Source organism: Candidatus Accumulibacter phosphatis (assembly GCF_012939955.1).
Taxonomy (GTDB): Bacteria; Pseudomonadota; Gammaproteobacteria; order Burkholderiales; family Rhodocyclaceae; genus Accumulibacter; species Accumulibacter delftensis.
Map to the genome: position 1 here is coordinate 1 of NZ_SPMY01000011.1, position 23,050 is coordinate 23,050.

The window sequence follows — 23,050 nt, forward strand, 5'->3', positions numbered from 1 at the left end:
GTCAATCACGACCGCCTGATGGCGCGGCTGAAAAGTCGCTGTCCGGACGCCGATCTGTTGCGGCTGGTCAATCGCTTCCTGAAGGCCGGCGTGAGCGTGGGTGGCAAAATTGAGCCCACGTCCATGGGCGTCCCGCAAGGCGGGCCGCTCTCGCCGGTGCTGGCCAACGTGGTGCTCGATGAACTGGATTGGGAACTGGCTCGGCGCGGCCACCGCTTTGCCCGCTATGCCGACGATTGCAACATCCTCGTCAAAAGCAAACGCGCCGGCGAGCGGGTGATGGCCAGCGTGACACGCTTTGTCAGCGACACACTGCGACTCACAGTGAATCCGCTGAAGAGCGCGGTCGATCGACCCAAGAACCGCAAGTTCCTGGGTTTCACGGTTAGCCGCAACGGCGCCAAGCTCAAGGTGGCCGATCAGGCCATCGACAAGCTCAAGGACCGCTTGCGGGAACTGACCCGTCGTACGCGAGGCACCAGCATTGGCGCACTCGTCGCGGAGCTTAGAGAAACCCTGCTTGGTTGGAAAGCGTACTTCGGCATTGCGAGGTGCTGAGTCCTCTGCGCGAGATCGACAAGTGGGTACGACGCAAGTTGCGCTGCTATCTCTGGAAACAGTGGGGGTCGTCTGGCTATCGGCAACTGCGCCAACGTGGCATCTCGGTCCGCGAAGCGTGGAACACCAGCAAGTCGGCCCATGGCCCGTGGCGGCTGTCCAAAACACCGGCTCTGTCCATCGCGCTACCATTGCGCTTCTTCGAAACATTGGGACTACCCAGCCTTGCGCCACGGTAGGAATTCAATTCATCGAACCGCCGGATACGTGACCCGTTCGTCCGGTGGTGTGGGAGGGGGAGGCCGTGAGGCTTTCTCCTATCCCGATTAGGCATCGCAAAAACCAACTGGGAGAGCCGTTTGTCAGACCCTCGCATTACGCGCCTTAAGACACCCGAAGACTGTGAGCAGTTTGCCAAGAACGTTGAGGCAGAACACCCAGAACTTGCAAAGCTGGCTCGTCGCCGGGCAGTCGAGCTCAGAGCCTTAAAGTACGGGGCGACAACTGACGTTGAGCGCGAAGCTCTACAGTGCATCTACGCCTTTGAGGAAGCAAGGTCGCAAGAAACTGGAAAGCGCGCAAGAGCCAACCGCACTTGGCAAAGCATCGCCAAGAACGGTATCTTGCCGACCGTAGACAAAGTTGTTGCAAGACGGAAGGCTACTGAAGGCTATGACTCGCTTATTAAGGCCGGGCTTGAAGACTTCACGTTTGAAACGGTCGTGCTTAAGTTCCAGGATCACTTTTCGCCTGAGGCCGTACAACAGGCAAAGCTGCGGCTCACAACCGGCGATGCCTAACAATTCCGTCGAGAGGGACGGCCCAAAGCTGCGCTTTGGGTTCCCTCCGCCTGCGGCTCCGGCCGCCCCTCACGTCAAACGTTGGGCCGCAAGAAGGAGCGATACGATGCCTCGATATTTGATTTCGTTTGATGACGGATCGATGGACCATATTCCCGATGAAGATTGGCCGTCGGTGGGCGAGGCATCACATAAGGTGGTTCGGGAAGCAAAGGCCGCAGGAGTCTGGATCTTCGGCGGCGGTGTCGAGCGCCAGCAATCGACCATCGTTGCGACAGATGGGACCACCACAGCCGGACCAGTACCGGAGACAAAGGCGGTCGTTGGAGGGTTCTCGATCATTGAGGTTTCTTCGCGTGAGGAGGCACTCGTTTGGGCTGCCAAAATCGCCATAGGATGTCGCTGCGCACAGGAGGTCCGGGAGATCATGTTCGATCCGGAGTCGTAACGTATGGCCGGTCTGCGGCCTAACGAATAAGGATAGATCGTGCGCAGCCACGATCTGATCCGTTTGTTGGACGAGCCCGGGCCGGAGCGCTGGGCGCCCCCTCTGCAAATATCTTTTTGGGTTACTCCGGAAGCATGGGCTCCGGATGGCCGGGAGCCGAGAAGTCCCGGCGCGCTGCGGGACAGGCAGCGAAGATCTTGCGAATCCGGCCGTTTTGGCGTCCCGGCCCCCGAATTCCGGGCGACCGCGCCACGCAGCTTGGGGAAACTGAAGTCCCGAACGCGGCCGGACAGCGCCGTGAAGGCGGCTTACATGATCAGAGGGCGACCGCAACGACCGGTGGCATAGCAACGACACTGGACGACGTCGATCGAATCCGCGTCCTGACGATCACCGTCACGGCGCCACAGCACGCGCAAAGCATCGCTGGCCGCGCCTTGCGCGGTGGCGTGAAGCGGCTGGGATCGAACTTCAGCAAGAGATGCAGCAAGCCGATCAGGCGCTTGCAATTGGCGTGCAGGAAGCCGAAATTGAACAGATAGACGCCGTTCTTGCCGCGACGCTTGCGTCGCCAGCGCTGCTTCGCTGCATCGACCGCCGCCGCGGGGACGACGAGATGGACATGCGGGTGGAAATCGAGCCGACGCGAGTGTGTGTGCAGGACCGCGGAGCGTCAAGGCCCCCGGAGTGCCCTGCAACTGCCGGTCGTTCTGGCTGAAGCGATGCACCGTTTCCCAGGCGCAGCACATCAGGAGATCGAAGGCGACCTCGGCATGCGCCGCAACGAGCCCGCGCAATTCCGCTGGCAGCGTGAAGGTCAGCAGAAAGTAGTCGGCCGGGACGAAGCGCTGCATCTGACGTTCCAGCCATTGCCGGCTCTCGTGGTGCTGGCGGTGCGGGCAAAGGCGATGGCCGCAGGAATGCGGAACGAGCTTTTGCTGATCGCAGCCTTCGCACTGGACCTGCATCATCGGGCTGGCCGGCCTGCGGCAATCGCGCATCGCCGAGAGCGCCTGAAGCTGCTCGAAGCTCAGCCGGTGGCGAAATTGCGTCATGAAGTCCGCTTCGAACTGGGCGATGACAGAGCCGAGGCGGATCATCGCGGCGTCCCCTTGGCCAGGCAATAGCGGTCCATCAGCGCGTTGATGCGGTCGATGGCGTGATGCCTGGTTTGCTCCGTCAGATGGGTGTAGCGAACGGTCGTGAGAATCGAGTGATGGCCGAGAATGCGCTGCACCTCGGTGAGCTCGACACCATCCCGCGTCTGCTGGGACACGGCCGCGTCAGCACGACGATGCGCTACTTCCATCTGGCGCGCACGCGGCTAACCGGTACCACCTCTACGCTCGAACTGCTCACGCCCAGCTGACCGGCGCCGGTGAAAGCGGCCGGCCTGGCCGGGGTGTTGGCCACCTTCGGCCAGGCTTAGCTCGCCAGCAAGCCTTTGGCGCGCGGGGCAGCCCGCGTCTGGCGTGCGATCCTTGCCTGTCGCACGGCGATCCTCGGCGGTCACGTCGAAAGCTGTGAGCACTGCGGCACGACCCGGCACGTCTATCACTCGTGCAGGAACCGGCACTGCCCACATTGCAAGATCGGGCAGTTTCGCGTGGTCGCGACCCTCTTGCCACAACGCAATCTCCCGAATCCGCGCGGACCGCCGCAATGATCGACGTCGGTTGCTCTCTTCCGGAGTCATCGGGTGGCGCTGCCATCCGCAGCGCCGTTCGCCTTTTTGGCAGCCGATCGGTGCCAGGAGTCCCGCGCCTACCGGCTGCGCTTCGGCTTGTCGATCTTCCGCGAGCTTTGCCGGCTATCGATGGGCAACTAGCCGCTCGGCGGATTCATGCCAAGCGACTGACTTCGGACCGTCCTATCGCCTTAGCGCTCGCGCCAGTATCCTGGCTTGCGGCGTTGGTGCGCGACAGCGAGCACTGTCACGGTATTGCCTCGAATCTCGTAAAAGACCGTGTAAGGAAAGTGACGGAGAATGTTTCGCCTGATTGCATCCTCGTCTTCGGAGCACATCAGCGCACTGATACCAAGCCGATCAATGGCCCCAAGGGTCTCGGTTCGAAAAGCATCGGCCGCAATTGGGCTGCGCTCAAAGTACCAGAGGAATGCCTCTCTGATTTCTGCCTCAGCCTCGGGCAGAATCTCGACTACAAAGCGAGTCACAGAGTGCTCAGTCTTGCTCTGGCTTCCGTCCAAGAAACGGCCTTTACTGTTCCCGCTCGTAGGGCCGCTTGCCGCGATCTGATTTCCTGCCGCCAAGCTTCCGCAATTGAAGAATCGTCACTGCCTTCGAGACTATCGAGTAGCGCTACGGTCAAGGCTGCACGCTCGGCGGCTGGCAGGCCGAGAGCTTCGTCCAGAAGGTGGTCCACGTGGGCGTTCATGCAGCAAAGTCTAGCACTCAGATTGGGCCGGGTCACTGCCTGCTTGGAGGCGATGCCCAACGAATGGGGATAGATCGTGCGAAGCCACGATCTGATCCCTTTGTTGGACGAGCCCGGTCCGGAGGGCTGAGCGCCCCCCCTGCAAATATCTTTTTTGGATTTGCCCCACAGGCATGAACGCCGGAGGGCCGGGAGCGGGAAGTTGCGGCGCGCTGCGGCGCAGTCAAGGAAGATCTCGCAAATCCGGGCGTTTTAGCGTCCCGGCCACTGAATTCGGGGCGACCGCAACGAGCGGTGGAACGGCAACGATGCCGGGTAATGTCGATCGAATCCGCGTCCTGACGATCGCCATCACGGCGCCACAGCACGAGCAACGCATCGCTGGCCGCTCCTTGCGCGGTGGCGTGAAGCGGCTGGGATCGAACTTCGGCAAGCGATGCAGCAAGCCCATCAGCCGCTTGCAATTGGCGTGCAGGAAGCCGAAATAGCGCGCGCGGCGAAAGCCCTTGGGCAGCAGGTGCTGGAGAATCAGCCAGAGGAAATCGGCACCGGTGAGCGAGCGCTTTTGCACCTTGTTCGTCTTTGCGCTGCGATAGCAGAAGCTCACCCGGCCATTCTCGCAGGCGAGGATGGCCTGTTCACGGATGACGCCGCGGTAGAGGTAGCGACCGAGGGTGATCAGGGCCTTCTCGCCATTACCCACCGATTGGCAGTGCGCCACCCATTGCCGCGGAGCGTCAAGGCCCCCGGCCTGCCCGGCAACTGCCGGTCGTTCTGGCTGAAGCGATGCACCGTTTCCCAGGCACAGCGCATCAGGAGAGCGAAGACGACCTCGGCGTGCGCCGCAACGAGCCCGCGCAATTCCGCTGCCAGCGTGAAGGTCAGCAGAAAGTAGTCGGCCGGGACGAGGCGCTGCATCTGACCCTCGGTGAGCTCGACGCCGGCCTCGAGCAGGTGCGTGGCATAGGCGTGCCTCCTGTGCCGAGCTCGGCACAGGAGGCACTATGCTTGTTAGTTTGTTAGCATGGCCACTTCGAATCGGGAAGCCAGCGCATGGACAACAGCGAGCAACCGCCAGCAGGGCGACGCAAGGGACGCGGGCAGCGGCGGGGGAGGCGCGTTGACGTAGCCACGCGGGACGCGGTCGCCGCGCTGCTGAGCGATCTGCCGCTGCGCCGCGATCTGTTGATCGAATATCTGCACCGGCTTCAGGACAGCCGCGGCTGCTTGCGTGCGGGCGAACTGGTGGCGCTTGCCGACCTGCTGCGCATCGGCGTCGCCGAGGTCTACGAGACGGCGACCTTCTATGCTCATTTCGACCTGCGCGATGATGACGAAGCCGTGCCGGCGCTCGCTGTGCGCGTCTGTGACGGGCTCAGCTGCCGGCTGCAGGGAGGCTTGCAACTCGACGCCGCCTTGCGCGCGCAGCTCGATCCAGGGCAGGCGAGAGTGTTGCGCGCGCCGTGCATGGGCCGTTGCGATCTCGCGCCGGTGGTGCAAGTAGGCAAGCGCCACGCCGACCGCGCCAGTGCCAGCGACGTGCTGGCCCTGATCGAAGTTGGCGAATTTGCAGCCTTGCCGGTCGTCAGCGAGACGCTGGCCGCCTACCGCGCACGCGGTGGCTACCGGCAGCTGCTGGCGCTGCGCGACGGTCGCCTGCAGGCCGAAGCCGTGATCGCCGAACTCGAAGCAGCCGGCTTGCGCGGAATGGGCGGCGCCGGTTTTCCCGCCGCGCGCAAGTGGCGACTGCTGCGCGCCGCGCCAGCGCCTCGCTACCTGGTCTGCAACGCCGACGAGGGCGAGCCGGGCACTTTCAAGGACCGGGTGATTCTCGAAGAGCAGACACACCCCTTCCTCGATGGCTTGCTGCTGGCAGCGGCCTGTATCGGCGCGCAGCGCTGCTGGATCTACCTGCGCGACGAGTACCCCGCGGCACACACGCTGCTGCGCCGCGAGATCGCGGCGCTCGAAGCAGCGCAGCTGATCGAGCCGGGTTTCATCGACCTGCGGCGTGGTGCGGGCGCCTACATCTGCGGCGAGGAATCGGCGCTGATCGAGTCCATCGAGGGCAAGCGCGGCTACCCGCGGCAACGCCCGCCCTACGTCGCCGAGGTGGGGCTGTTCGGACGCCCGACGCTGGTCAACAACGTCGAGACGCTGGCCATGGTGCCGACAATTCTCGCGAGCGGCGGTGCGCACTTCGCGGCGCTGGGCAGCGAGGGTTTCACCGGCCTGCGCAGCTACTCGGTCTCCGGCCGGGTACGCGAGCCCGGTGTGAAGCTCGCGCCGGCCGGGGTCAGCGCGCGCAAGCTCATTGATGACTACTGCGGTGGCATGGCCGATGGGCAGCAACTGCTGGCCTATCTGCCGGGCGGTGCTGCGGGGGGGATTCTGCCGGCGAGCATGGCCGAGCTGCCGCTACACTTCGGCGAACTGGAAAAGCACGGCGCACTGGTTGGATCGGCGGCGGTGATCGTTCTCTCCGACCGTGACGACCTGCGCGCCGCGGTGCAGGCGCTGCTCGAGTTTTTCGCCGACGAGAGCTGCGGCCAATGCACGCCGTGCCGGGTCGGCACCGAGAAGATGCTGGCACTGTTCGCGGCGCCTGAGCTCGATGTCGAATTGCTCAAGGAACTGGCGGCGGTGATGCGCGAGGCGTCGATCTGTGGCTTGGGGCAGGCGGCGCCGAATCCGCTCACCACGGCACTGACTTATTTCCCGCAGCAGCTAACGGTCATGGCTGCCCCCCCTCTTCCCCTTTTCCCCGGCCCTTCTCCCGCGCGGGGAGAAGGGAGATTGGTGAGTCGCGTACGCGACTTTCCCGGTACGGAGGAAGCGCGATGAGTGATGTAGTACGGCCAGTGCAAGCGACGCAGCTGCGCTTTGAACTCGACGGTCGCCAACTGATTGCTCTGCCCGGCGAAACGATCTGGCAGGCCGCCAGGCGCGCGGGCACGACGATTCCGCATCTATGCACGCGCGAGGCGCCGGACTATCGGCCGGGCGGCAACTGCCGGGCGTGCATGGTCGAGATCGACGGCGAGCGCAACCTGGCGCCGAGTTGCACTCGCCAGGTCAGCGCCGGCATGCGCGTGCACAGCGACACTTCCGAACGCGCGCTGAACAGCCGGCGGCTGGTGATCGAACTGCTGCTCAGCGAGCAGCCGCCACGCGCGCAGGCGCACGATCGCAACGCGCCGTTTTGGCACTGGGCCGAGCAATTGGGCTTGCAGGACAGCCGTTTCCCGTCGCGCGCCGCCATGGCCGGCACAGCGCCCGCCCCCCTCCCCGACCGCAGCCACCCGGCGATGAGCGTGCAGCTCGACGCCTGCATCCACTGCCAGCTGTGCGTGCAGGCCTGCCGCGACATCCAGGCCAACGACGTGATCGGCATGGCCGGTCGCGGCGCAGCGGCGAAAATCGTCTTCGATCTCGACGATGCCATGGGCGATTCGAGCTGCGTCGGCTGCGGCGAGTGCGTGCAGGCCTGCCCGACCGGCGCGCTGATGGCGACGACGATGCAGGCCGCAGACGGCAGCGGCCTGCTCGCGACGGGGGAGTCGGTCGACCGCGTCGTGCCCAGCATCTGCCCCTACTGCGGTGTCGGCTGCCAGATCGACTACCAGGTGCACAAGGAACAGATCATCGCCGTCACCGGCCGCAATGGTCCGGCCAACCGCGAGCGCCTGTGCGTCAAGGGCCGCTTCGGCTTCGATTACGTGCACTCGCCGCAGCGCTTGCTGACGCCGCTGATCCGCCGTGACGATGCGCCGAAAGTTGCCGACGCCACCTTCGACCCGGCCAATCCGCTTACCCATTTTCGCGAAGCGAGCTGGGCCGAAGCGCTAGAGCGCGCCGCCGCAGGGCTGCGCGCGATACGCCAGCAGCACGGCGGCAAGGCGCTCGCCGGCTTCGGTTCGGCCAAGTGCAGCAACGAGGAAGCCTACCTCTTCCAGAAACTGGTACGCACCGGTTTCGGCACCAACAACGTCGACCATTGCACGCGGCTGTGTCACGCCTCCTCGGTAGCGGCCCTGATCGAGGGCGTCGGCTCCGGCGCGGTTTCGGCATCGTTCATGCAGATCGACAAGGCCGAAGTGGCGATTCTCATCGGCTGCAACCCGGAAGCCAACCACCCGGTCGCCGCGACTTTCTTCAAGCGTGCCGCGCGCCGGGGCACGCGGCTGATCGTCATCGATCCGCGCCGCCACGGCCTGGCGCGCTTTGCCGATCAGACCCTGCAGTTTCGCCCCGGCAGCGACGTCGCGCTGCTCAACGCCATGCTGCACACCATTGTCGACGAGGAACTCTTCGACCCGGCCTATATCGCCCGTTACACCAGCGGCTTCGACGCCATGCGCGCACACCTGGCTGCCTACAGCCCGGAAGCGATGGCCGAAGTCTGCGCTATCGCCGCCGCCCAGATCCGCGAAGTGGCACGGCTCTACGCGCGCTCGAAAGCGTCGATGATCTTCTGGGGAATGGGGATTTCGCAACATGCCCATGGCACCGACAATGCGCGTTGCCTGATTGCCATGGCGCTGATGACCGGCCACATCGGTCGCCCCGGCACCGGCCTGCATCCGCTGCGCGGGCAGAACAATGTCCAGGGGGCATCGGATGCCGGCCTGATCCCGATGTTCCTGCCCGACTACCTGCCCATCTCGCTGGCCGCCAATCGGCAAGGCTTCGAGCAATTGTGGACGACGACGCTCGATCCTCAGCCGGGGCTGACCGTTGTCGAGATCATGAACGCCGCTGCTGCCGGCGACATTCGCGGCATGTACATCGTCGGCGAAAACCCGGCCATGTCGGACCCCGATCTCAAGCACGCGCGCCAGGCGCTGGCGTCGCTCGATCACCTGGTGGTGCAGGATCTGTTTCTCACCGAAACCGCCATCTACGCCGACGTCATCCTGCCGGCCTCGGCCTGGCCGGAAAAGGAAGGCACGGTGACGAACACCAATCGCCAGGTTCAGTTCGGCCGCCAGGCCCTGCCGCTGCCCGGCGATACCCGGCCTGACTGGTGGATCATCCAGGAACTGGCGCGCCGCCTCGACCTCGACTGGCAATACGAAGGACCGGCGGCAATCTATGCCGAGATGCGCCAGGCGATGCCCTCCCTGGCCCATATCAGTCGCGAGCGGCTCGAACGCGAGGGCTCGGTCAGCTACCCGTGTGCCGGCGAGGATCTCCCCGGTGCCGACGTCGTCTTCGCGAACGGCTTCCCGACGCCGAGCGGCCGCGCCGGCTTCGTCGCCGCCGCGCTGCTACCGCCCGACGAGCAGCCCAGCGAGGACTACCCGCTGGTGCTATCCACCGGGCGACTGCTCGAGCACTGGCATACCGGTGCCATGAGCCGGCGCAGCGCGGCACTGGACGCCCTGGAACCCGAAGCGGTGGTTACCGTCAGCGACCAGGATCTGCGCCGACTTGGCCTCGCCGACGGCGAGCGCGTCCGCCTGATCACCCGGCGCGGCGCAATCGAGGTCACGGCACATGCCGATCCGGCGGTCGCGCCGGGGTCGCTGTGGCTGCCGTTCTGCTTCCACGAAGCCGCCGCCAATCGCCTGACCAACCCGGTGCTCGACCCCTTTGGAAAAATTCCCGAGTTCAAGTATTGCGCCGTGCGCCTGGAGCGCGCCGGAATCTCATGAGGCGCGTTTGGATGCTCAAGTTCCTGCACCGGCTAGGCATTGGCGTCGCCCTGCTGGCGGCCCTTCTGTGGGCTGCCGGCCAACTCGGCCTGTTCACCGGCACGCCGCCGAGCGACCTGGGCGTTCGCGACGGAAAGCTCCCTCGACCATCGGCAACACCGAACAGCGTCAGCAGCCAGGCCAGGCTATGGCCAGATCATCCGCAGGGCGAGTACGCAGACATCGCACCGCTGGCGCTGCTGCGCAGCGATGGACCAGCCACCATCGCCAAGCTCAGAACGCTGCTGGCGAGCGAGCCGGGAGCCACCCTGATCGACAGCCGAGCCGACTATCTCTATGTGCAATACACCACCCGACTGCTGAAGTTCGTCGACGACGTCGAATTCTGGTTCGACCCGGCCAACGAGGTGATCCAGGTGCGCTCGGCATCGCGCATCGGGCGCAGCGACCTCGGCGTCAATCGCCAGCGCATCGAAGCCCTGCGCCAGCGGCTCGCGAACTCCTGATCGAAGGCAGGATGCGATGTCGACAGCGGTGATCGAAATAGTTCACTGTCCCGTCCTGACGCAATTCTTGCCCACTTGCTTGGCCACATAGACGGCCTGGTCTGCCGCCTTGATCAGCTCTTCAAAACTTGCGACGGCAGGCGTTCTGGCCGCAACCCCGACACTGATACTACCGTGCCAGGGCTCACCGCCAGTCGGCACGCGCAGGGCCGCGACAGCTATCCGGGTCAACTCGGCGATATGCATTCCGCCCTCCTTGTCGGTATCCGGGCAGATGACCAGAAATTCGTCGCCACCGAGACGGCAGACCACATCGTCACTGCGAAAGGAATGCTGCAGCCTCTTGGCCAACTCGATCAGCACCCCATCGCCCGCATCATGGCCACAGGTATCATTGACCCGCTTGAAGTGATCCGCATCGATCATCATGCACACCAGCGGCGAATCGTTCTCGACCGACTCCTCCCATAGCGATGCCAGTGCCCGCAGCGCGTGGCGGCGATTGGGAAGCCCGGTAAGGGCGTCGGTCAAAGACAGTTCGACCAGTTGAAGATTCGCTTCCGACAGTTCCCGGGTACGTTGGCGCACTTTCTCTTCGAGCGAGCGATTCAAGGCCAACAAATCCCGGTTCCTCGCCGAGACCTGATTGAACAGGCCGTTTAGCGCGATGAGCAGGGGCTCGGTGGCATTGTTGCTGGCTTTCTCTTTTTCGTCATAGGCTCTGCTTGCTTCCATACCACTCCCGATGGCGGCCATCTGCCTGGCCATGTTCTGGTCTGAACCGAGGATGTGATAGGCGAGCCAGTGCGTCAGAAGATCAAGAATATGCTTTGCCGCATCGAGATTATCCGGAGTAACACCGGCATGCATGGCGCTGATCTCGCGCAGAAAACTGCGATGCGCTTCAATGTGAGGGCCGAGATGACGCCGATCGATACCCACTTTCAACATCAAGGCCTCTTCTTCCTGGAAATGGTACCTGGCGTAATCGGCCAGCTTCGCGAAGACCTCTTCAAGGTCACTGAAGGCGACTTTGTTTTCCGTCAGCAGGTCGCCAAACTGGTTGATGATCCCGACCAGATGTTGATGCTGCTGATCGACATCTGAAAAGCCGGTAACAAAGTGCTTGTCCCAACGAAATGATTCCATAGACGAATTGCCTCCCCCGTTGATTTCCTGCTCCCGTAAGCGCTGCCGAGCGAGCACTTTGCACAGCGCAATGGCGACTCGGGCCGTCGCCACTCGCTGCGCGAAGTTCTATGCCTGCTGATTTCCGGCAGGCGCAGCTCCAGCGCCGGTGGTGCCAAGCTGACGGGTCAGCAAAGCGCCGCCCTCGACTGTTCCTTTTGTCCAAGGAAGCAGGGCATCCTACCAATTTTTCTCGAAGCTTGCGGGCCAAGGCGATCACCCAAGTCCGGCGATTGACATTCTCGCCGAGCGGCTGCCATGACTCTGGCACACACGCGGGAGTGGCACGAAGGTCGCCTCGTAGGGAATGACCTCGGTGCAGCGCCGACGTAAGGGAAACGCCCGCATCGCGCGATGTTCGCTTCGCTACTGCTAGCGCGGTTGGCGCAATACTTTGAATAAGCGCCACTCTCCCACAGGCCTTGCCGGAAGGCGGTGACAGATCAGCAAGGAACAAAAGCACCGATTCCCAACCAGCTTGCTTCGCTCATGGCTTGCGCCTGCGCGTGTATTCACATACCCTCAGCTCATGGGTGTCGGTTTATCTTACACTCCGCGCTGGCGCCGGCCGCCAATACTTTTCCATACGTCTGTTTATAAACAATAATTGCTATCAGCCATGATTATTGCATAGACGTCAACTTGACGGTGGAGGCATTCAAGGCCCACATGTCAATCGACCGACCACTTCGCAATTTCAACCCTTTTTTGATTGGAGAAGCATCCATGTCACGCATGAGCGTTGTAGTCGGTAGTGCTACCTTCGTGCTCGGCGCACTCGCCTGGCATCCTGCGTCTGCCATAACCATAACCATCGATGACTTCGTTACCGTACAAAACGCGGAGGTGCTTGCCAGCGCCCCACCAATTGCGTCTGCCGGAAGCGCGCTAGCTGCCCCCGGTGTAATTGGCGGCGAGCGCGATCTCTACGTTGAAAAAAACCGCCGGAGACGACGACGAGCGGGTGCGAGCTCGGATAAACCCGAGCGGACTAAACTTGCTGCGCATGACGATTGACGATGCAAAGGGGCGCGTGGTAATGACCTGGGACGGAAGCGATGGCCTGTTCGCTCCCGGTCAGGTAAGTTATGCGGGCCTTGGCGGGATAGACTTCACCCAGGCGTTGCAACTCGACCTCCTGGTAACGTTTTCGGACGTCGGCGGTCCGGTCAAGTTTGTCTTCTGGGACGCAGCGGACCTCTCAGGGAACACTCGCGCCACGACGACATTCACGGTCCCTGGGAGCATTCCTGCCGCCTCGAGCGTCACGCTCTCCAAGACCTTCTTGTCTTCCGATTTCACCGCGACGGGCGGAACCCTGGCCAGTATTTTCGCCAACGTCGGGGCAATCCAGATGGAAATCGATGCGCGCGCTGTAGCGCAGGAAGGGTGGGACGCGCGCTTCGACTATGTTCGCGCAACTGGCACGCTGCCGCCGACCGGCGTGCCCGAACCTTCCACACTGGCGCTCCTGGGACTCGGTCTCGTTGGCCTGGCACAGCGTGCCCGTCGCCACCGCAACTCCCCGACCGCCTAAACGAGCCTAGAGTAGAAACCGACACAGTAACGGGGCCGCCCATCCCTTCGCTGGCCCCGTTCAGTCTTCCTGGCAACATCCTTGCGGCAGATGCGAAAACCGATTCATCGTCCTGGCTAGAACTCGACCCTGCCCCTGAACACGAAAACGCGGGCCCCGCAACTGCGGCGCCCGCGCTTCTTGGGGAGAAAGGACTTACTTGCTGATCGACTCACCCGGCGTAACGATACCCAGGAAGCTGTCGGCCTTGAGCGCGGCGCCGCCGATCAGGCCGCCGTCGATGTCTTTCTGAGCGAGCAGGCCGGCGGCGTTGTCCGGCTTCATCGAGCCACCGTACTGGATGCTGATCGACTGTGCGACATCGTCGCCGAAGAGCTTGGCCAGCAGGCCGCGCACCAGCGCATGCGCCTCCTGTGCTTCGCCATCGCTGGCGGTAACGCCGGTGCCAATGGCCCACACCGGCTCGTAGGCGACGACGGTGCGCAGCGCTTCGTCAGCGGAAAGCCCGGCGTAGGCGCCATTGACCTGCGTCGTCAGCACGCTTTCCAGCTTGCCGCCCTTGCGCTCGTCGAGGGTCTCGCCGATGCAGACGATCGGGCCCATGTCCAGCGAAAGAACCTTCTTGATTTTCTTGTTGACCGTTTCGTCGGTCTCGCCGAAATAGCTGCGCTGCTCGGAGTGGCCGATGATGACCATATCGACACCGATGTCCTTGAGCATGTCGGCACTGACCTTGCCGGTGAAGGCACCCTGGTTTTCCCAGTGAACGTCCTGCGCCGCGAGCTTGACGTTGCTGCCCTTGACGACGTCGGCGACCTTGGCCAGCGCCAGATAGGTGGGAGCAATGGCGACGACGACGTTCTTGATGTCTTTGGCGGCGGCGACCACTTCGCTGGCCAGCCTGACTGACTCGGCAACCGACTTGTTCATCTTCCAGTTGCCGGCAATAACGATTTTACGCATGGTATTCCTTTTGTTGGTTAATGTGAAAGTCGCGCAAGCGACTCACGAAACTCCCTTCTCCTTGCGGGAGAAGGGGCAGGGGAAGAGGGGGAAACGGCCATGACTTTCATGATCTGGGGCATCTCGACAAGGCATGACCGTTAGGCATGATTCGGGGAGCAGGAGCAAGGCGGCCCCGGCACCCTGGCGGGGCCCCGGGGCCGCTCGGCTTACTTCTCGGAGAGTGCGGCGACGCCCGGCAGGACCTTGCCTTCGAGGTATTCGAGCGAAGCCCCGCCACCGGTCGAGGTGTGCGTGACTTTCTTCTCGGCGCCATATTTCTTGGCCGCGGTGGCGGTGTCGCCACCACCGATCACGGTCGTCGCCCCTTTGGCCGTCGCCTCGACAATGGCGTCTGCCATCGCCTTGGTGCCGGCTTCGAAGTTGGGAAATTCGAAAACGCCCGCCGGGCCGTTCCAGATGATGGTTTTGGCGTTCAGGATGGCGTCGGTAAACACCTTCGTCGATTCAACTCCGCAATCAAGCCCCAGCCAGCCATCGGGAATCCCATCGACATCGCTGGCGACACCGGTGTTGGCATCGGCGGCGAACTTGTCGGCGATGACGAAATCGCTTGGCAGCAGAATCTGCTTGCCGTTGGCTTTCGCCTTGGCCATCAGCTCCGGGACCAGCTTGGCACCCTCCTCGTCGAACAGCGAGTTGCCGATCGGCATCCCGGAAATCACTTTCTTGAAGGTAAACGCCATGCCGCCGCCGATGATGATCTGGTCGGCCTTGTCGAGCAGGTTGTTGATCAGCTGGATCTTGTCGGCCACCTTGGCGCCACCGAGGATCGCCAGCAACGGCCGTTGGGGGGGATTCGAGAACTGCCGAGAAGGCCGCCAGTTCCTTGTTCATGAGATAACCCGCCGCACGCTGCGGCAGCTGCACGCCGGTCATCGACGAGTGATCGCGGTGGGCGGTACCAAAGGCGTCGTTGATATAGACGTCGGCAAGCCGGGTCAGCGATGCACGGAAGGCCTTGACCTTCTCGGGATCGGCCTTGATCTTGCTGACGCTGCCGTCGGCCGCCTGGACGGTGCCCTTGCCTTCTTCCTCGATGTGGAAGCGCAGGTTCTCGAGCAGAATGACTTCGCCGGGCTTGATGCTGGCGCAGGCGGCTTCGACGTCAGGGCCGACACAGTCCGAAAGAAAGCTCACCGGGCGGCCGAGCAGCCCCTCCAGTGCGGTGGCTACGGGCTGCAGGCTGAATTGCGGCATGGCCTTGCCGTCCGGACGGCCAAGGTGCGACATCAGAATGACCGCGGCGCCCTTGTCCAAAGCCGACTGGATCGTCGGTAGCGCGGCTTCGATGCGCTTGGTATTGGTGATCGCTCCGGTCACCTTGTCCTGTGGGACGTTGAAATCGACGCGGATGAGTACGCGTTTGCCGTCAAGGGCGAGATCTTCGATGAACAATTTGGACATGTTTTCCTCGAGAAAGAGTGTTGCTGGATTAGAGGCGGACTACGAATCGAAAATGGCAGGGTGTCTCGGTTGCGGCCACAAAACGCCCCCTCAACAGGGCACCCATGCGCCACTGCGTTGAGAACCTGGAACATCGGGGAAAGCGTTTTAACCACGCAGACGAAGTATCCTTGGCGCCGCTGCCGGAGTCAAATGCCTTTCGGCGATTGGCGCGAGCAGTCACGCGGATAGCGCGGCATGGTTTTCTTCTCGCGCCGAAAAGGGCGCCGGTCGTCGCCACTTTTATGTAGTTACAGTGACACAATGACTTGAACAAGACAACAAGCGCTCAGCCAGCGGGCAAATCCTCGCTGGCGCTGCTGCCCGCCTTGACCACCAGGATGTCTTCCATCACCAGATACTCGAGATCCGAGCCGAAGAACATATTCAAGGCGTCGGTCGGCGAACAGATCATCGCTTCGCCGCGGCGGTTGAGCGAGGTGTTGAGAACGACGCCGTTGCCGGTCAGTTTTTCGAGTTCGAGCATCAGGTCGTAATAGCGCGGATTGAATTCGCGTTGCAGTACCTGCGCCCGCGAGCTGCCGTCTTCGTGCACCACTTCCGGAACGCGTTCCTGCCAGCCTTCGGCAACCTTGAAAGTGAAGGTCATGAAAGGGGCCGGGTGATCGCTGCCGAGCATCTGCGGAGCGACCGTATCGAGCATGCTCGGGCAGAACGGACGCCAGCGCTCGCGGAACTTGATCTGCGCATTGATCCGGTCGGCAACGCCGGCAATGCTCGGGCAACCAAGGATCGAGCGGCCGCCAAGCGCACGCGGGCCAAACTCCATACGCCCCTGGAACCAGGCCACCGGGTTGCCGGCCACCAGCAGCGCGGCAATTTCCTGTGCCACGTCGCGCAGCCGCTGCCCTTGCGGTTTTTCCGGATGGCGAGCACAGGCGGCAAGAACGTCTTCGTTGCTGTACGCCGGGCCGAGAAAGACATGCGCCATTTTTTCGATCGGCACGCCGCGCTGCACCGAGACGTAGCCCGCAGCGCCGACGGCAGTCCCGGCATCGCCCGAAGCCGGCTGCACGAACAGTTCCTTGACGTCCGCGCGGGCGATGATCTTCTGGTTGAGCTTGACGTTCAGTGCGCCACCACCGGAGAAAGCGAGCCGACCGGTTTCGCGCAGAATGTCGCCCAGGTAATGCTCGATCATCTGCAGCGACAGATCCTCGAACAGCTTCTGCATGCTCGCCGCGTAGTGGATATAGGGATCGTCGGCGCTGTCGCCGGCCCGCTTCGGGCCCAGCCACTCGATCAGCTTCGGCGAGAAGTAGTAGCCTTTGCCCTGCTCCTTGTAGCGGCGAAAACCGATCACATTGGCGTAGTCGGTGTTGACCGTCAGTTCGCCATTCTCGAACTTTGCCAGACGCGAGAAATCGTAGCGATCGGGGTCGCCATACGGGGCCATGCCCATCACCTTGTACTCGCCGTCCAGCATCTCGAAACCGAGATACTCGGTCAAGGCGCCGTACAGTCCGCCCAGCGAATCGGGGTCGTAGAACTCCTTGATCTTGTGAATTCTGCCGTTTTCGCCGTAACCGAAGAAAGTGGTCGCGTACTCGCCCTTGCCGTCGATGCCGAGGATCGCCGTCTTCTCCTTGAAACCCGAGCAATGGTAGGCGCTGGACGCATGCGCCAGGTGGTGCTCGACGGGCACGATTTCGGTCGTCTTGAGATCAAAACCGAGCTGCAGCAGACACCATTCGATGCGTTTTCGATAGCGGAAGAAACGCCGGTTGCCGGTCAGGAGGGCGTCCAGCGCCCGATCCGGCGCATACCAGTAGCGTTTGGCATAGTGCCAGCGGGCGCCTTCGGCGAGGCTGATCGGCGCAAAAGGAATGGCCACCGCGTCGACCTCGGCCGGCTTGATGCCGGCAAATTCCAGGCAGAACTTCGCCGCTTCGTAGGGCATGCGATTCTTGGCGTGCTTGTCGCGGACGAAGCGCTCCTCTTCCGCTGCGGCAACGAGCTTGCCATCGATGTACAGCGCGGCCGAAGGATCGTGGGTCAGCGCGCCGGAAAGTCCGAGTAGGATCAGTGCCAAAGTCGAGGTCTCACAGAGTCACACGTCGGGTCCCGCTAGCCAACTGGCCGCTGCGGACCGACGAAAGCGCCGAGTATACCTGCTGCAATGCCCCGCACGCGGAAGCAAGGACGCGACATCGCCCGGACGGTCTGCTCAGGCAGTGACGGGAAGGCGCGCCAGATAGTCCTGATGCACGGCCAGGCTGAGCGCATTGGGGCGCAGCGCCTTGACCACCGCCAGCGCATCCTCTTTGGCGTAGCCGCGTTCGACGAGGATCTGCGCCGCCATCAGGCCGGTCCGGCCTGAGCCGCCCTTGCAATGCACGACAATCCGCTTGCCGGCGTCGAGCAATTGATGGACGGCTGCCCCTTGCAGCTTCCAGGCGGCGGCAAAATCTTCTGCCGGCGCGTGGTCGTCCGCGATCGGCAGGTGAAACCATTGCAGCCCGTTTTGCGCGCACAGCGCCGGCAGGTCGCTCACCGCATTGCTCGCCATTTCGGCATCCTGCATCAAGGTGATCACGGCGCTGGCGCCGGCCGCCTTGAGTTGCTTGAGCGCGGTCTCGGTGTCAAGTTCTTTGGTCCCCGGACAAGGGGTCAATATCAGACCACCGGCAGGCGCTGCCAAGGGCAACAGATCGGATGGATGGCTAGGCATGGGGTTCCTTTGCTGGCTGGACAATGCCGCCAGTCTACAGCTGATTGTCGCTGAGCTGAAGCGAAGAGATTTGCTCACTTGTTGACGACTTGTCGGCCCATTTGTACCTTGCACGGCGCAAGCTACGCCGAGCTAACGCTCATGACAATCGAGACACCCCAGATCATGAAGGTCATGACCGTTTCCCTCCACTTGCAGTGCGCATTCCGGCTTGCACGCCGGAATCGTTCGCCGAGCGGGGAGCATGCTCCCCGAATTCCCCGCCTCACCCCCCCGGCCCTTCTCCCGCAAGGGAGAAGGGAGTTTCGTGAGTCGCTTGCGCGACTTTCACATTAAAGTCCGCGGTCCGACTCACGTTCTGAAACGAAGGAAAAAGTGATGCCCAAATTTGCCGCCAACCTGACCATGATGTTCAACGAAGTCCCCTTCCCGCAGCGCTTCGCCGCCGCGGCCAGGGCCGGCTTCCGTGCCGTCGAGTTTCTCTTCCCATACGACCATCGCCCCGCCGAGGTGGCCGGGTGGTTGCGGGAGAACGAGCTCGCAAGCGCTCTCTTCAACCTGCCGCCGGGCGACTGGGCCGGCGGCGAACGCGGGCTGGCTGCCTTGCCGGGTCGCGAAGCAGATTTCCGCGCCAGCGTCGCCCGTGCGCTGGAGTACGCATTGGCCATGGGCACCCCCCGGATGCACGCGATGGCCGGTTTGCTACCGGCGCATGCCGACCAGGCATACCGGGCAGCCTGCCGTGAGACCTACCTCGAAAACCTGGCCTATGCCGCGCGGGAATTGGCAAGGCATGGGCGGACGTTACTGATCGAGCCGATCAACGGGCGCGACATGCCCGGCTACTTCCTCGCCAGCCAGGCCGAAGGGCACGCCATCCGCGCGGCAGTGAACGAGGCGAACCTCAAGGTGCAGATGGACTTCTACCATGCGCAGATCGTCGAGGGCGATCTTGCCACCACCTTCAGAAAGCACTTCGCCGGCATTGGCCACGTGCAGATCGCCAGCGTCCCGGCCCGCCACGAACCGGACGACGGTGAAGTCAATTATCCCTACCTCTTCAGGCTACTCGACGAGCTCGGTTACGACGGCTGGGTGGGCTGCGAATATCGACCGCGAGGCAAGACGGAAGATGGCCTGGCTTGGTTGCGGGCCGCGCTTCGATAAGCCGACGAGGAATCCCCATGGCGATCGTGGCTACCGGGGATGGCGTTTTGGCTAGCATCGTCCACGCCTGTGTCGAGGACCACCAGCCAGCGTCCACGACATCGCCCAACTAGCGGATAAACGGCGTAGCCAGCGCAGGAAACACGCCACCAGCTTGCAGCGCGCCTGGACGATAGGGGCAAAAAAAACCAGGGGAAAAACCGGGGGGGGGTGGGAGCGCGGCCAAGCGCGCCCCCCACCTTGCTGCAAACTACTCCGCCTCGCCGGGCGGGCCAGTCAGACTACGCCACGCCGTTGCTGGCGTGGCGCGAACTGCGACAGGACTCAAGCGTTGCGCTCGCGCATCCACTTGCCAACCGTCGGCGCCAGCACCTTCTGCGACAGGCCGCCGGTGTAGATACCGATGTGGCCGGTGGCGATGGCGAACTCCGTGTAGTCCTTGCTGCCGACATGCTTGCCAAGGGCAACCGTGCACGGTGGCGGCACGATATGGTCCTTCTCGGCGAAGATGTTGAGGATCGGGATGGTGAGATTCTTGAGATCGACCTTGCGACCGCCGATCTCGAGGTCACCCTTGACCAACTTGTTGCCCTTGAGGAAGTCGCGGACGAACTCCTTGAACATCTGACCACCAGCATCGGGCCCACCGAACAGCCACTTTTCCATGCGCAGGAAATTCTGCACAGCCTGGCGATCGTCGAGGATATCGATCACGTCGGCGTACTTGCCGTAGTTCAGGATGAATGGAGAGGCCATCATGAACGACTCGTTGAGTACCGTGGCCGGCACGTTGCCATGCACAGCCACCATCTGCTCGACGTCGGCCTCGGCGCCCATGGTGAACATCAGGCCCTCGTGTGGCTTGTGATTCGCCTTGTAGGCGTCGAAGTCAATAGGCGTAACGGTCAGGACCAGATGGCTGATCTTGTCCGGGTTGAGCGTCGCATAGGTGGTTGACATGGCGCCACCCTGGCAGATCCCCAACAGGGCAATCCTGTCGACGCCGTGGTGCTGACGAATGAAGTCGACGGTGTCATCGAGGTAACCGTTGATGTAGTCGTCAATGGTCCTGAATTTGTCGACCTGACGCGGGTAGCCCCAGTTGTTGAGGTAGACGTCAATACCCTGGTTCAGCAAATTGCGGACCAGTGAGCGATCCGGTTGCAGGTCGGCCACTTCGTAGCCGTTGATCAGCGGCGGCACGATGAGCAGCGGCGTCTTCATGATCTTCGCCTGCTCGACGAGCGCGTGGTAATGGTAAACCTCGATCCCGTCCTGCTCGAAGATAACGTCCTTCGGCGTGCTGCCGATGTCGATATCGTCGTCGGTCATCTTGGTGAGATTGCTGATGCCCTTGGTGAGCTTCGCGTTCAGGGCGGCGGTTTCCGCGGCGATGTCGGCGGGAAGAATCTGTATTGGGAAAGAAAACATAGGGGTAGCGTCCTCCTAAAAGTCTATTAGCTTGTCAGCCGGATCAACAAGGGTCGGGCGGGCTCTGCCTACTCGCTCTTGGCACGACGCGCCGCGGTAGTACGAGCGGCAGGCTTGGCTGCTGCTGTTGCGGGAGGCAAGGACTTCTTGAGCAGGCGGACCTCTCTCTTCAGGTCGTGGATCACCTGGTAGGTTTCGTCCAGCTCGCTGCGAGTGGGCATATCCAGGCCGCGGAAGATGTCCTCGACGACAGCGCGCTGCGCCAGCTTGAACGCATGCTGAGCCTTGGTGAAATCGTTTTGCGTGTCGAGGAATTCCTGCTTGTTGAAGGTCACCAGCAGCGACTTGTCTGCGGTGCGATACCAGAGACTCATCAGCTGGCGTACGGCCGTGATCTTGTCGCCTTTGGCAGCAACCTTGCCAAGCTCATCGACGGTCGCTTCGACGGCCGTGGCAAGCGCCTCGGCGAAGCGCTTGTGAAACGCCAGGCTGGTCTTGCGCAGATCAACGACCGCGTCGACCAGCCGCAAGGTTTTGGCGTGCTTCTCGCGCGATGCGCCAAAGAGGGGGATCTGACCGACGCCGGGGACATCGCCTTCCATCGACAGCAGACGATTGAGACCCGACGTGCCACCGAGCATCGCTTCGCCAACGTGCCCCGACGAGGCCGCCTGCATCAGAAAGGACAGCCAGGGACCAAACGCATCGGGCATATCCTTGCTCATCGTCCCGGCAAGATCGCCGAGGTGAGAACTCATACCCATGCTGCGCTGGAGCATGGCAGTCGATTCCTTGGCCCAGTTATCGGCAAAACCCTTGAGGTCGGGACGCCAATCCTTGTTGGCCTCAAGGTTCGGTGCCACAACCTTCATCGACCGGAAAAAGAAATCCATTACCCGGGTCATTGCGGTCTGGCTGCCGGCCATGCGCTCCATAAGCATCTTCGCCGCATCATTGCTACCCTTGGTAGCCGCTTCAACGCCTTTCTTCACTGCTTCAACGGGGCTTGCCGTAGCGCCGCCTGGGAGATTCTGCAGCATCCCGGCCCAGTCGCTCATCATGCGCTTCTGCATATCAGCCCAAGCGTTGACGACGCCGCCTAGTTGCTCATTCGGATTATTACTTTCCACTCGTTCGATCTCCTTCCAGTGTGTCGGACACGCCTACCGTGATGCCGGGCAAATGCCCATCGGTAGACAAGGTGCTCTACAACCAAACAGCGGCCGTCCGAAGACGGCCGCGATCATGCAGTCGTACTGGCTAAAGCCTTGTCACGCCAGTGCCACCACCGCATCTGCCTTGTGCTTGGCCTCACCCTGCTCGTTGGCGCAGGTTAACTCGAGGCGTACACATTTCTCGCCGTTTTGTTCCAGCTTCTCGACGACTTTGCCGGTACAGACCATGCTTTCGCCGACCCAAGTGATCGCCGTGAAGCGCACCCCGAAAGTGCGGATCGCCTCCTGCGGCACCCATTGCGTCAGCAAGCGACCGAGGTAGGCCATGCCCAGCATGCCATGCGCAAAAACGTCCTTCATCCCGTTCGCGCGGACGTAGTCCTGGTCGAGGTGCAGGGGATGGTGATCGCCCGAGCCGGTCGCGTACAGCGCCAGGGTTAGACGAGACACCGGCTCCGTGGTGAACGAAGGGATCTCGTCGCCCACGTTGAGTGCATCAAAATTCGGTATTGTCATCGACTTTCCCCTATGCCCTGATGACGATCACAGTGCGCAGATCGCACACCGCTTCGCCCTGCCGGCTGACCTTGACATCCTTGACGATGAACTGCAAGGCACCGTTCTTCTTGTCGTAGATATCCGTCACCTGGCCGTCAAAATCCAGCGTATCACCTGAATAGACCGGCTTGTGATAGGTGAAAATCTGCTCGCCGTGGAGCATCTTGCCAAAGTCACAGCCCATGGTTGCGATGTAGTCGAAGGGCTCGTCCTTGTCCATGTCCATGCAGAAAAAGAAAGTCGGAGGCACCAGCACGCCTGGCAGGCCGGCCTTCCTGGCCGCCGCTTCGTCAAAGTAGATGGGGTTCGTTTCACCCGTCGCCTTGGCGAACCACTTCAGTTGCCACGCCGTCGGGGTGACCGCGTGTGGCGGCACTTTCATGCCTATGTGTTTCTTGTCAATCAACATCTGCTTCACTCCTCGCCCACCCCGCAAGCCAAGCTTACGGGGTGGGAATCCTCGTTGGC

18 protein-coding genes and 5 pseudogenes are annotated in these 23,050 nt (G+C 62.5%); 10 read left to right on the top strand and 13 right to left on the bottom strand.

What is annotated here, in order from left to right; translation table 11 throughout:
* Window positions 1–18 precede the first annotated feature (18 nt).
* From E4Q23_RS23530 to E4Q23_RS03905, 3 genes and pseudogenes are all read left to right on the top strand, one after another.
* A pseudogene (locus E4Q23_RS23530) lies at window positions 19–797 on the top strand (reverse transcriptase domain-containing protein).
* 120 nt (window positions 798–917) lie between these two features.
* Complete coding sequence (locus E4Q23_RS03900) at window positions 918–1,358, top strand: hypothetical protein (protein ID WP_169065419.1); 441 nt, start codon at window positions 918–920, stop codon at window positions 1,356–1,358.
* Window positions 1,359–1,464: 106 nt separating this feature from the next.
* A complete protein-coding gene (locus E4Q23_RS03905; protein WP_169065420.1) occupies window positions 1,465–1,806 on the top strand; it encodes a YciI family protein in 342 nt (113 codons plus the stop codon).
* Window positions 1,807–2,122: 316 nt separating this feature from the next.
* Here E4Q23_RS03905 and E4Q23_RS24760 read toward each other — a convergent pair.
* A pseudogene (locus tag E4Q23_RS24760) lies at window positions 2,123–2,906 on the bottom strand (IS91 family transposase).
* A 62-nt stretch (window positions 2,907–2,968) separates the two neighbouring features.
* On the opposite strand from E4Q23_RS24760, the gene E4Q23_RS03915 reads away from it, so the two are divergent.
* Together E4Q23_RS03915 and E4Q23_RS03920 are read left to right on the top strand one after the other, a co-directional pair.
* Window positions 2,969–3,175 carry a hypothetical protein gene (locus tag E4Q23_RS03915; RefSeq protein WP_169065421.1) on the top strand — a complete coding sequence of 69 codons (207 nt, stop codon included), beginning with the start codon at window positions 2,969–2,971 and terminating at the stop codon, window positions 3,173–3,175.
* Between the two features lie 75 nt (window positions 3,176–3,250).
* Window positions 3,251–3,433: pseudogene (locus E4Q23_RS03920) on the top strand (transposase zinc-binding domain-containing protein); the annotation flags it as partial.
* Window positions 3,434–3,684: 251 nt separating this feature from the next.
* Here the strand turns inward: E4Q23_RS03920 and E4Q23_RS03925 are convergent.
* From E4Q23_RS03925 to E4Q23_RS03935, 3 genes and pseudogenes are all read right to left on the bottom strand, one after another.
* Window positions 3,685–3,981: a type II toxin-antitoxin system RelE/ParE family toxin gene (locus E4Q23_RS03925; RefSeq protein WP_169065422.1), complete on the bottom strand. Its 297-nt coding sequence runs from the start codon at window positions 3,979–3,981 to the stop codon at window positions 3,685–3,687.
* Window positions 3,978–4,202 carry an addiction module protein gene (locus tag E4Q23_RS03930; protein WP_169065423.1) on the bottom strand — a complete coding sequence of 75 codons (225 nt, stop codon included), beginning with the start codon at window positions 4,200–4,202 and terminating at the stop codon, window positions 3,978–3,980. Before E4Q23_RS03930 ends, E4Q23_RS03925 begins: the two co-directional genes overlap by 4 nt.
* A gap of 223 nt (window positions 4,203–4,425) precedes the next feature.
* Window positions 4,426–5,129 (bottom strand): annotated as a pseudogene (locus tag E4Q23_RS03935) (transposase); the annotation flags it as partial.
* Between the two features lie 126 nt (window positions 5,130–5,255).
* Between E4Q23_RS03935 and E4Q23_RS03940 the strand changes: the two are divergent.
* The 3 genes from E4Q23_RS03940 to E4Q23_RS03950 are packed head-to-tail and all read left to right on the top strand — an operon-like array spanning window position 5,256 to window position 10,365.
* Complete coding sequence (locus E4Q23_RS03940) at window positions 5,256–7,046, top strand: NADH-ubiquinone oxidoreductase-F iron-sulfur binding region domain-containing protein (RefSeq protein WP_169065424.1); 1,791 nt, start codon at window positions 5,256–5,258, stop codon at window positions 7,044–7,046.
* Window positions 7,043–9,859: a formate dehydrogenase subunit alpha gene (gene fdhF / locus E4Q23_RS03945; RefSeq protein ID WP_169065425.1), complete on the top strand. Its 2,817-nt coding sequence runs from the start codon at window positions 7,043–7,045 to the stop codon at window positions 9,857–9,859. The genes E4Q23_RS03940 and fdhF overlap by 4 nt, the downstream gene beginning before the upstream one ends.
* An 11-nt stretch (window positions 9,860–9,870) precedes the next feature.
* Window positions 9,871–10,365: a DUF1499 domain-containing protein gene (locus E4Q23_RS03950; protein ID WP_169065426.1), complete on the top strand. Its 495-nt coding sequence runs from the start codon at window positions 9,871–9,873 to the stop codon at window positions 10,363–10,365.
* A 42-nt stretch (window positions 10,366–10,407) separates the two neighbouring features.
* Here the strand turns inward: E4Q23_RS03950 and E4Q23_RS03955 are convergent, their stop codons facing one another.
* The gene (locus tag E4Q23_RS03955; RefSeq protein ID WP_169065427.1) at window positions 10,408–11,514 is read right to left on the bottom strand and encodes a GGDEF domain-containing protein; all 1,107 of its coding nucleotides are present in this window, start codon (window positions 11,512–11,514) and stop codon (window positions 10,408–10,410) included.
* 970 nt (window positions 11,515–12,484) lie between these two features.
* On the opposite strand from E4Q23_RS03955, the gene E4Q23_RS03960 reads away from it, so the two are divergent.
* Window positions 12,485–13,090 (top strand): PEP-CTERM sorting domain-containing protein, encoded by a 606-nt coding sequence (locus E4Q23_RS03960; RefSeq protein ID WP_248595226.1) that lies wholly within the window; start codon window positions 12,485–12,487, stop codon window positions 13,088–13,090.
* A gap of 195 nt (window positions 13,091–13,285) precedes the next feature.
* Here the strand turns inward: E4Q23_RS03960 and tpiA are convergent, their stop codons facing one another.
* The 4 genes and pseudogenes from tpiA to E4Q23_RS03980 form a co-directional block, all read right to left on the bottom strand.
* Window positions 13,286–14,053, bottom strand: a complete 768-nt coding sequence (gene tpiA, locus E4Q23_RS03965) for a triose-phosphate isomerase (RefSeq protein WP_169065428.1) — start codon at window positions 14,051–14,053, stop codon at window positions 13,286–13,288.
* Window positions 14,054–14,262: 209 nt separating this feature from the next.
* Window positions 14,263–15,520: pseudogene (pgk, locus tag E4Q23_RS03970) on the bottom strand (phosphoglycerate kinase).
* A 328-nt stretch (window positions 15,521–15,848) separates the two neighbouring features.
* Window positions 15,849–17,612, bottom strand: a complete 1,764-nt coding sequence (locus E4Q23_RS03975) for a carbamoyltransferase family protein (RefSeq protein ID WP_169065429.1) — start codon at window positions 17,610–17,612, stop codon at window positions 15,849–15,851.
* A 135-nt stretch (window positions 17,613–17,747) separates the two neighbouring features.
* Window positions 17,748–18,251 (bottom strand): cyclin-dependent kinase inhibitor 3 family protein, encoded by a 504-nt coding sequence (locus E4Q23_RS03980; RefSeq protein ID WP_169065430.1) that lies wholly within the window; start codon window positions 18,249–18,251, stop codon window positions 17,748–17,750.
* A 378-nt stretch (window positions 18,252–18,629) separates the two neighbouring features.
* Between E4Q23_RS03980 and otnI the strand changes: the two genes are divergently transcribed.
* Window positions 18,630–19,418 carry a 2-oxo-tetronate isomerase gene (otnI, locus tag E4Q23_RS03985; protein WP_169065431.1) on the top strand — a complete coding sequence of 263 codons (789 nt, stop codon included), beginning with the start codon at window positions 18,630–18,632 and terminating at the stop codon, window positions 19,416–19,418.
* 324 nt (window positions 19,419–19,742) lie between these two features.
* Here otnI and phaC read toward each other — a convergent pair whose 3' ends face one another.
* The 4 genes from phaC to E4Q23_RS04005 form a co-directional block, all read right to left on the bottom strand.
* The gene (phaC, locus tag E4Q23_RS03990) at window positions 19,743–20,849 is read right to left on the bottom strand and encodes a class III poly(R)-hydroxyalkanoic acid synthase subunit PhaC (RefSeq protein ID WP_169065432.1); all 1,107 of its coding nucleotides are present in this window, start codon (window positions 20,847–20,849) and stop codon (window positions 19,743–19,745) included.
* 68 nt (window positions 20,850–20,917) lie between these two features.
* The gene (locus E4Q23_RS03995) at window positions 20,918–21,979 is read right to left on the bottom strand and encodes a poly(R)-hydroxyalkanoic acid synthase subunit PhaE (RefSeq protein ID WP_169065433.1); all 1,062 of its coding nucleotides are present in this window, start codon (window positions 21,977–21,979) and stop codon (window positions 20,918–20,920) included.
* A gap of 141 nt (window positions 21,980–22,120) precedes the next feature.
* Window positions 22,121–22,540: a MaoC/PaaZ C-terminal domain-containing protein gene (locus E4Q23_RS04000; protein ID WP_169065434.1), complete on the bottom strand. Its 420-nt coding sequence runs from the start codon at window positions 22,538–22,540 to the stop codon at window positions 22,121–22,123.
* A gap of 10 nt (window positions 22,541–22,550) precedes the next feature.
* Window positions 22,551–22,991 carry a MaoC family dehydratase N-terminal domain-containing protein gene (locus E4Q23_RS04005; protein ID WP_169065435.1) on the bottom strand — a complete coding sequence of 147 codons (441 nt, stop codon included), beginning with the start codon at window positions 22,989–22,991 and terminating at the stop codon, window positions 22,551–22,553.
* Window positions 22,992–23,050 lie beyond the last annotated feature (59 nt).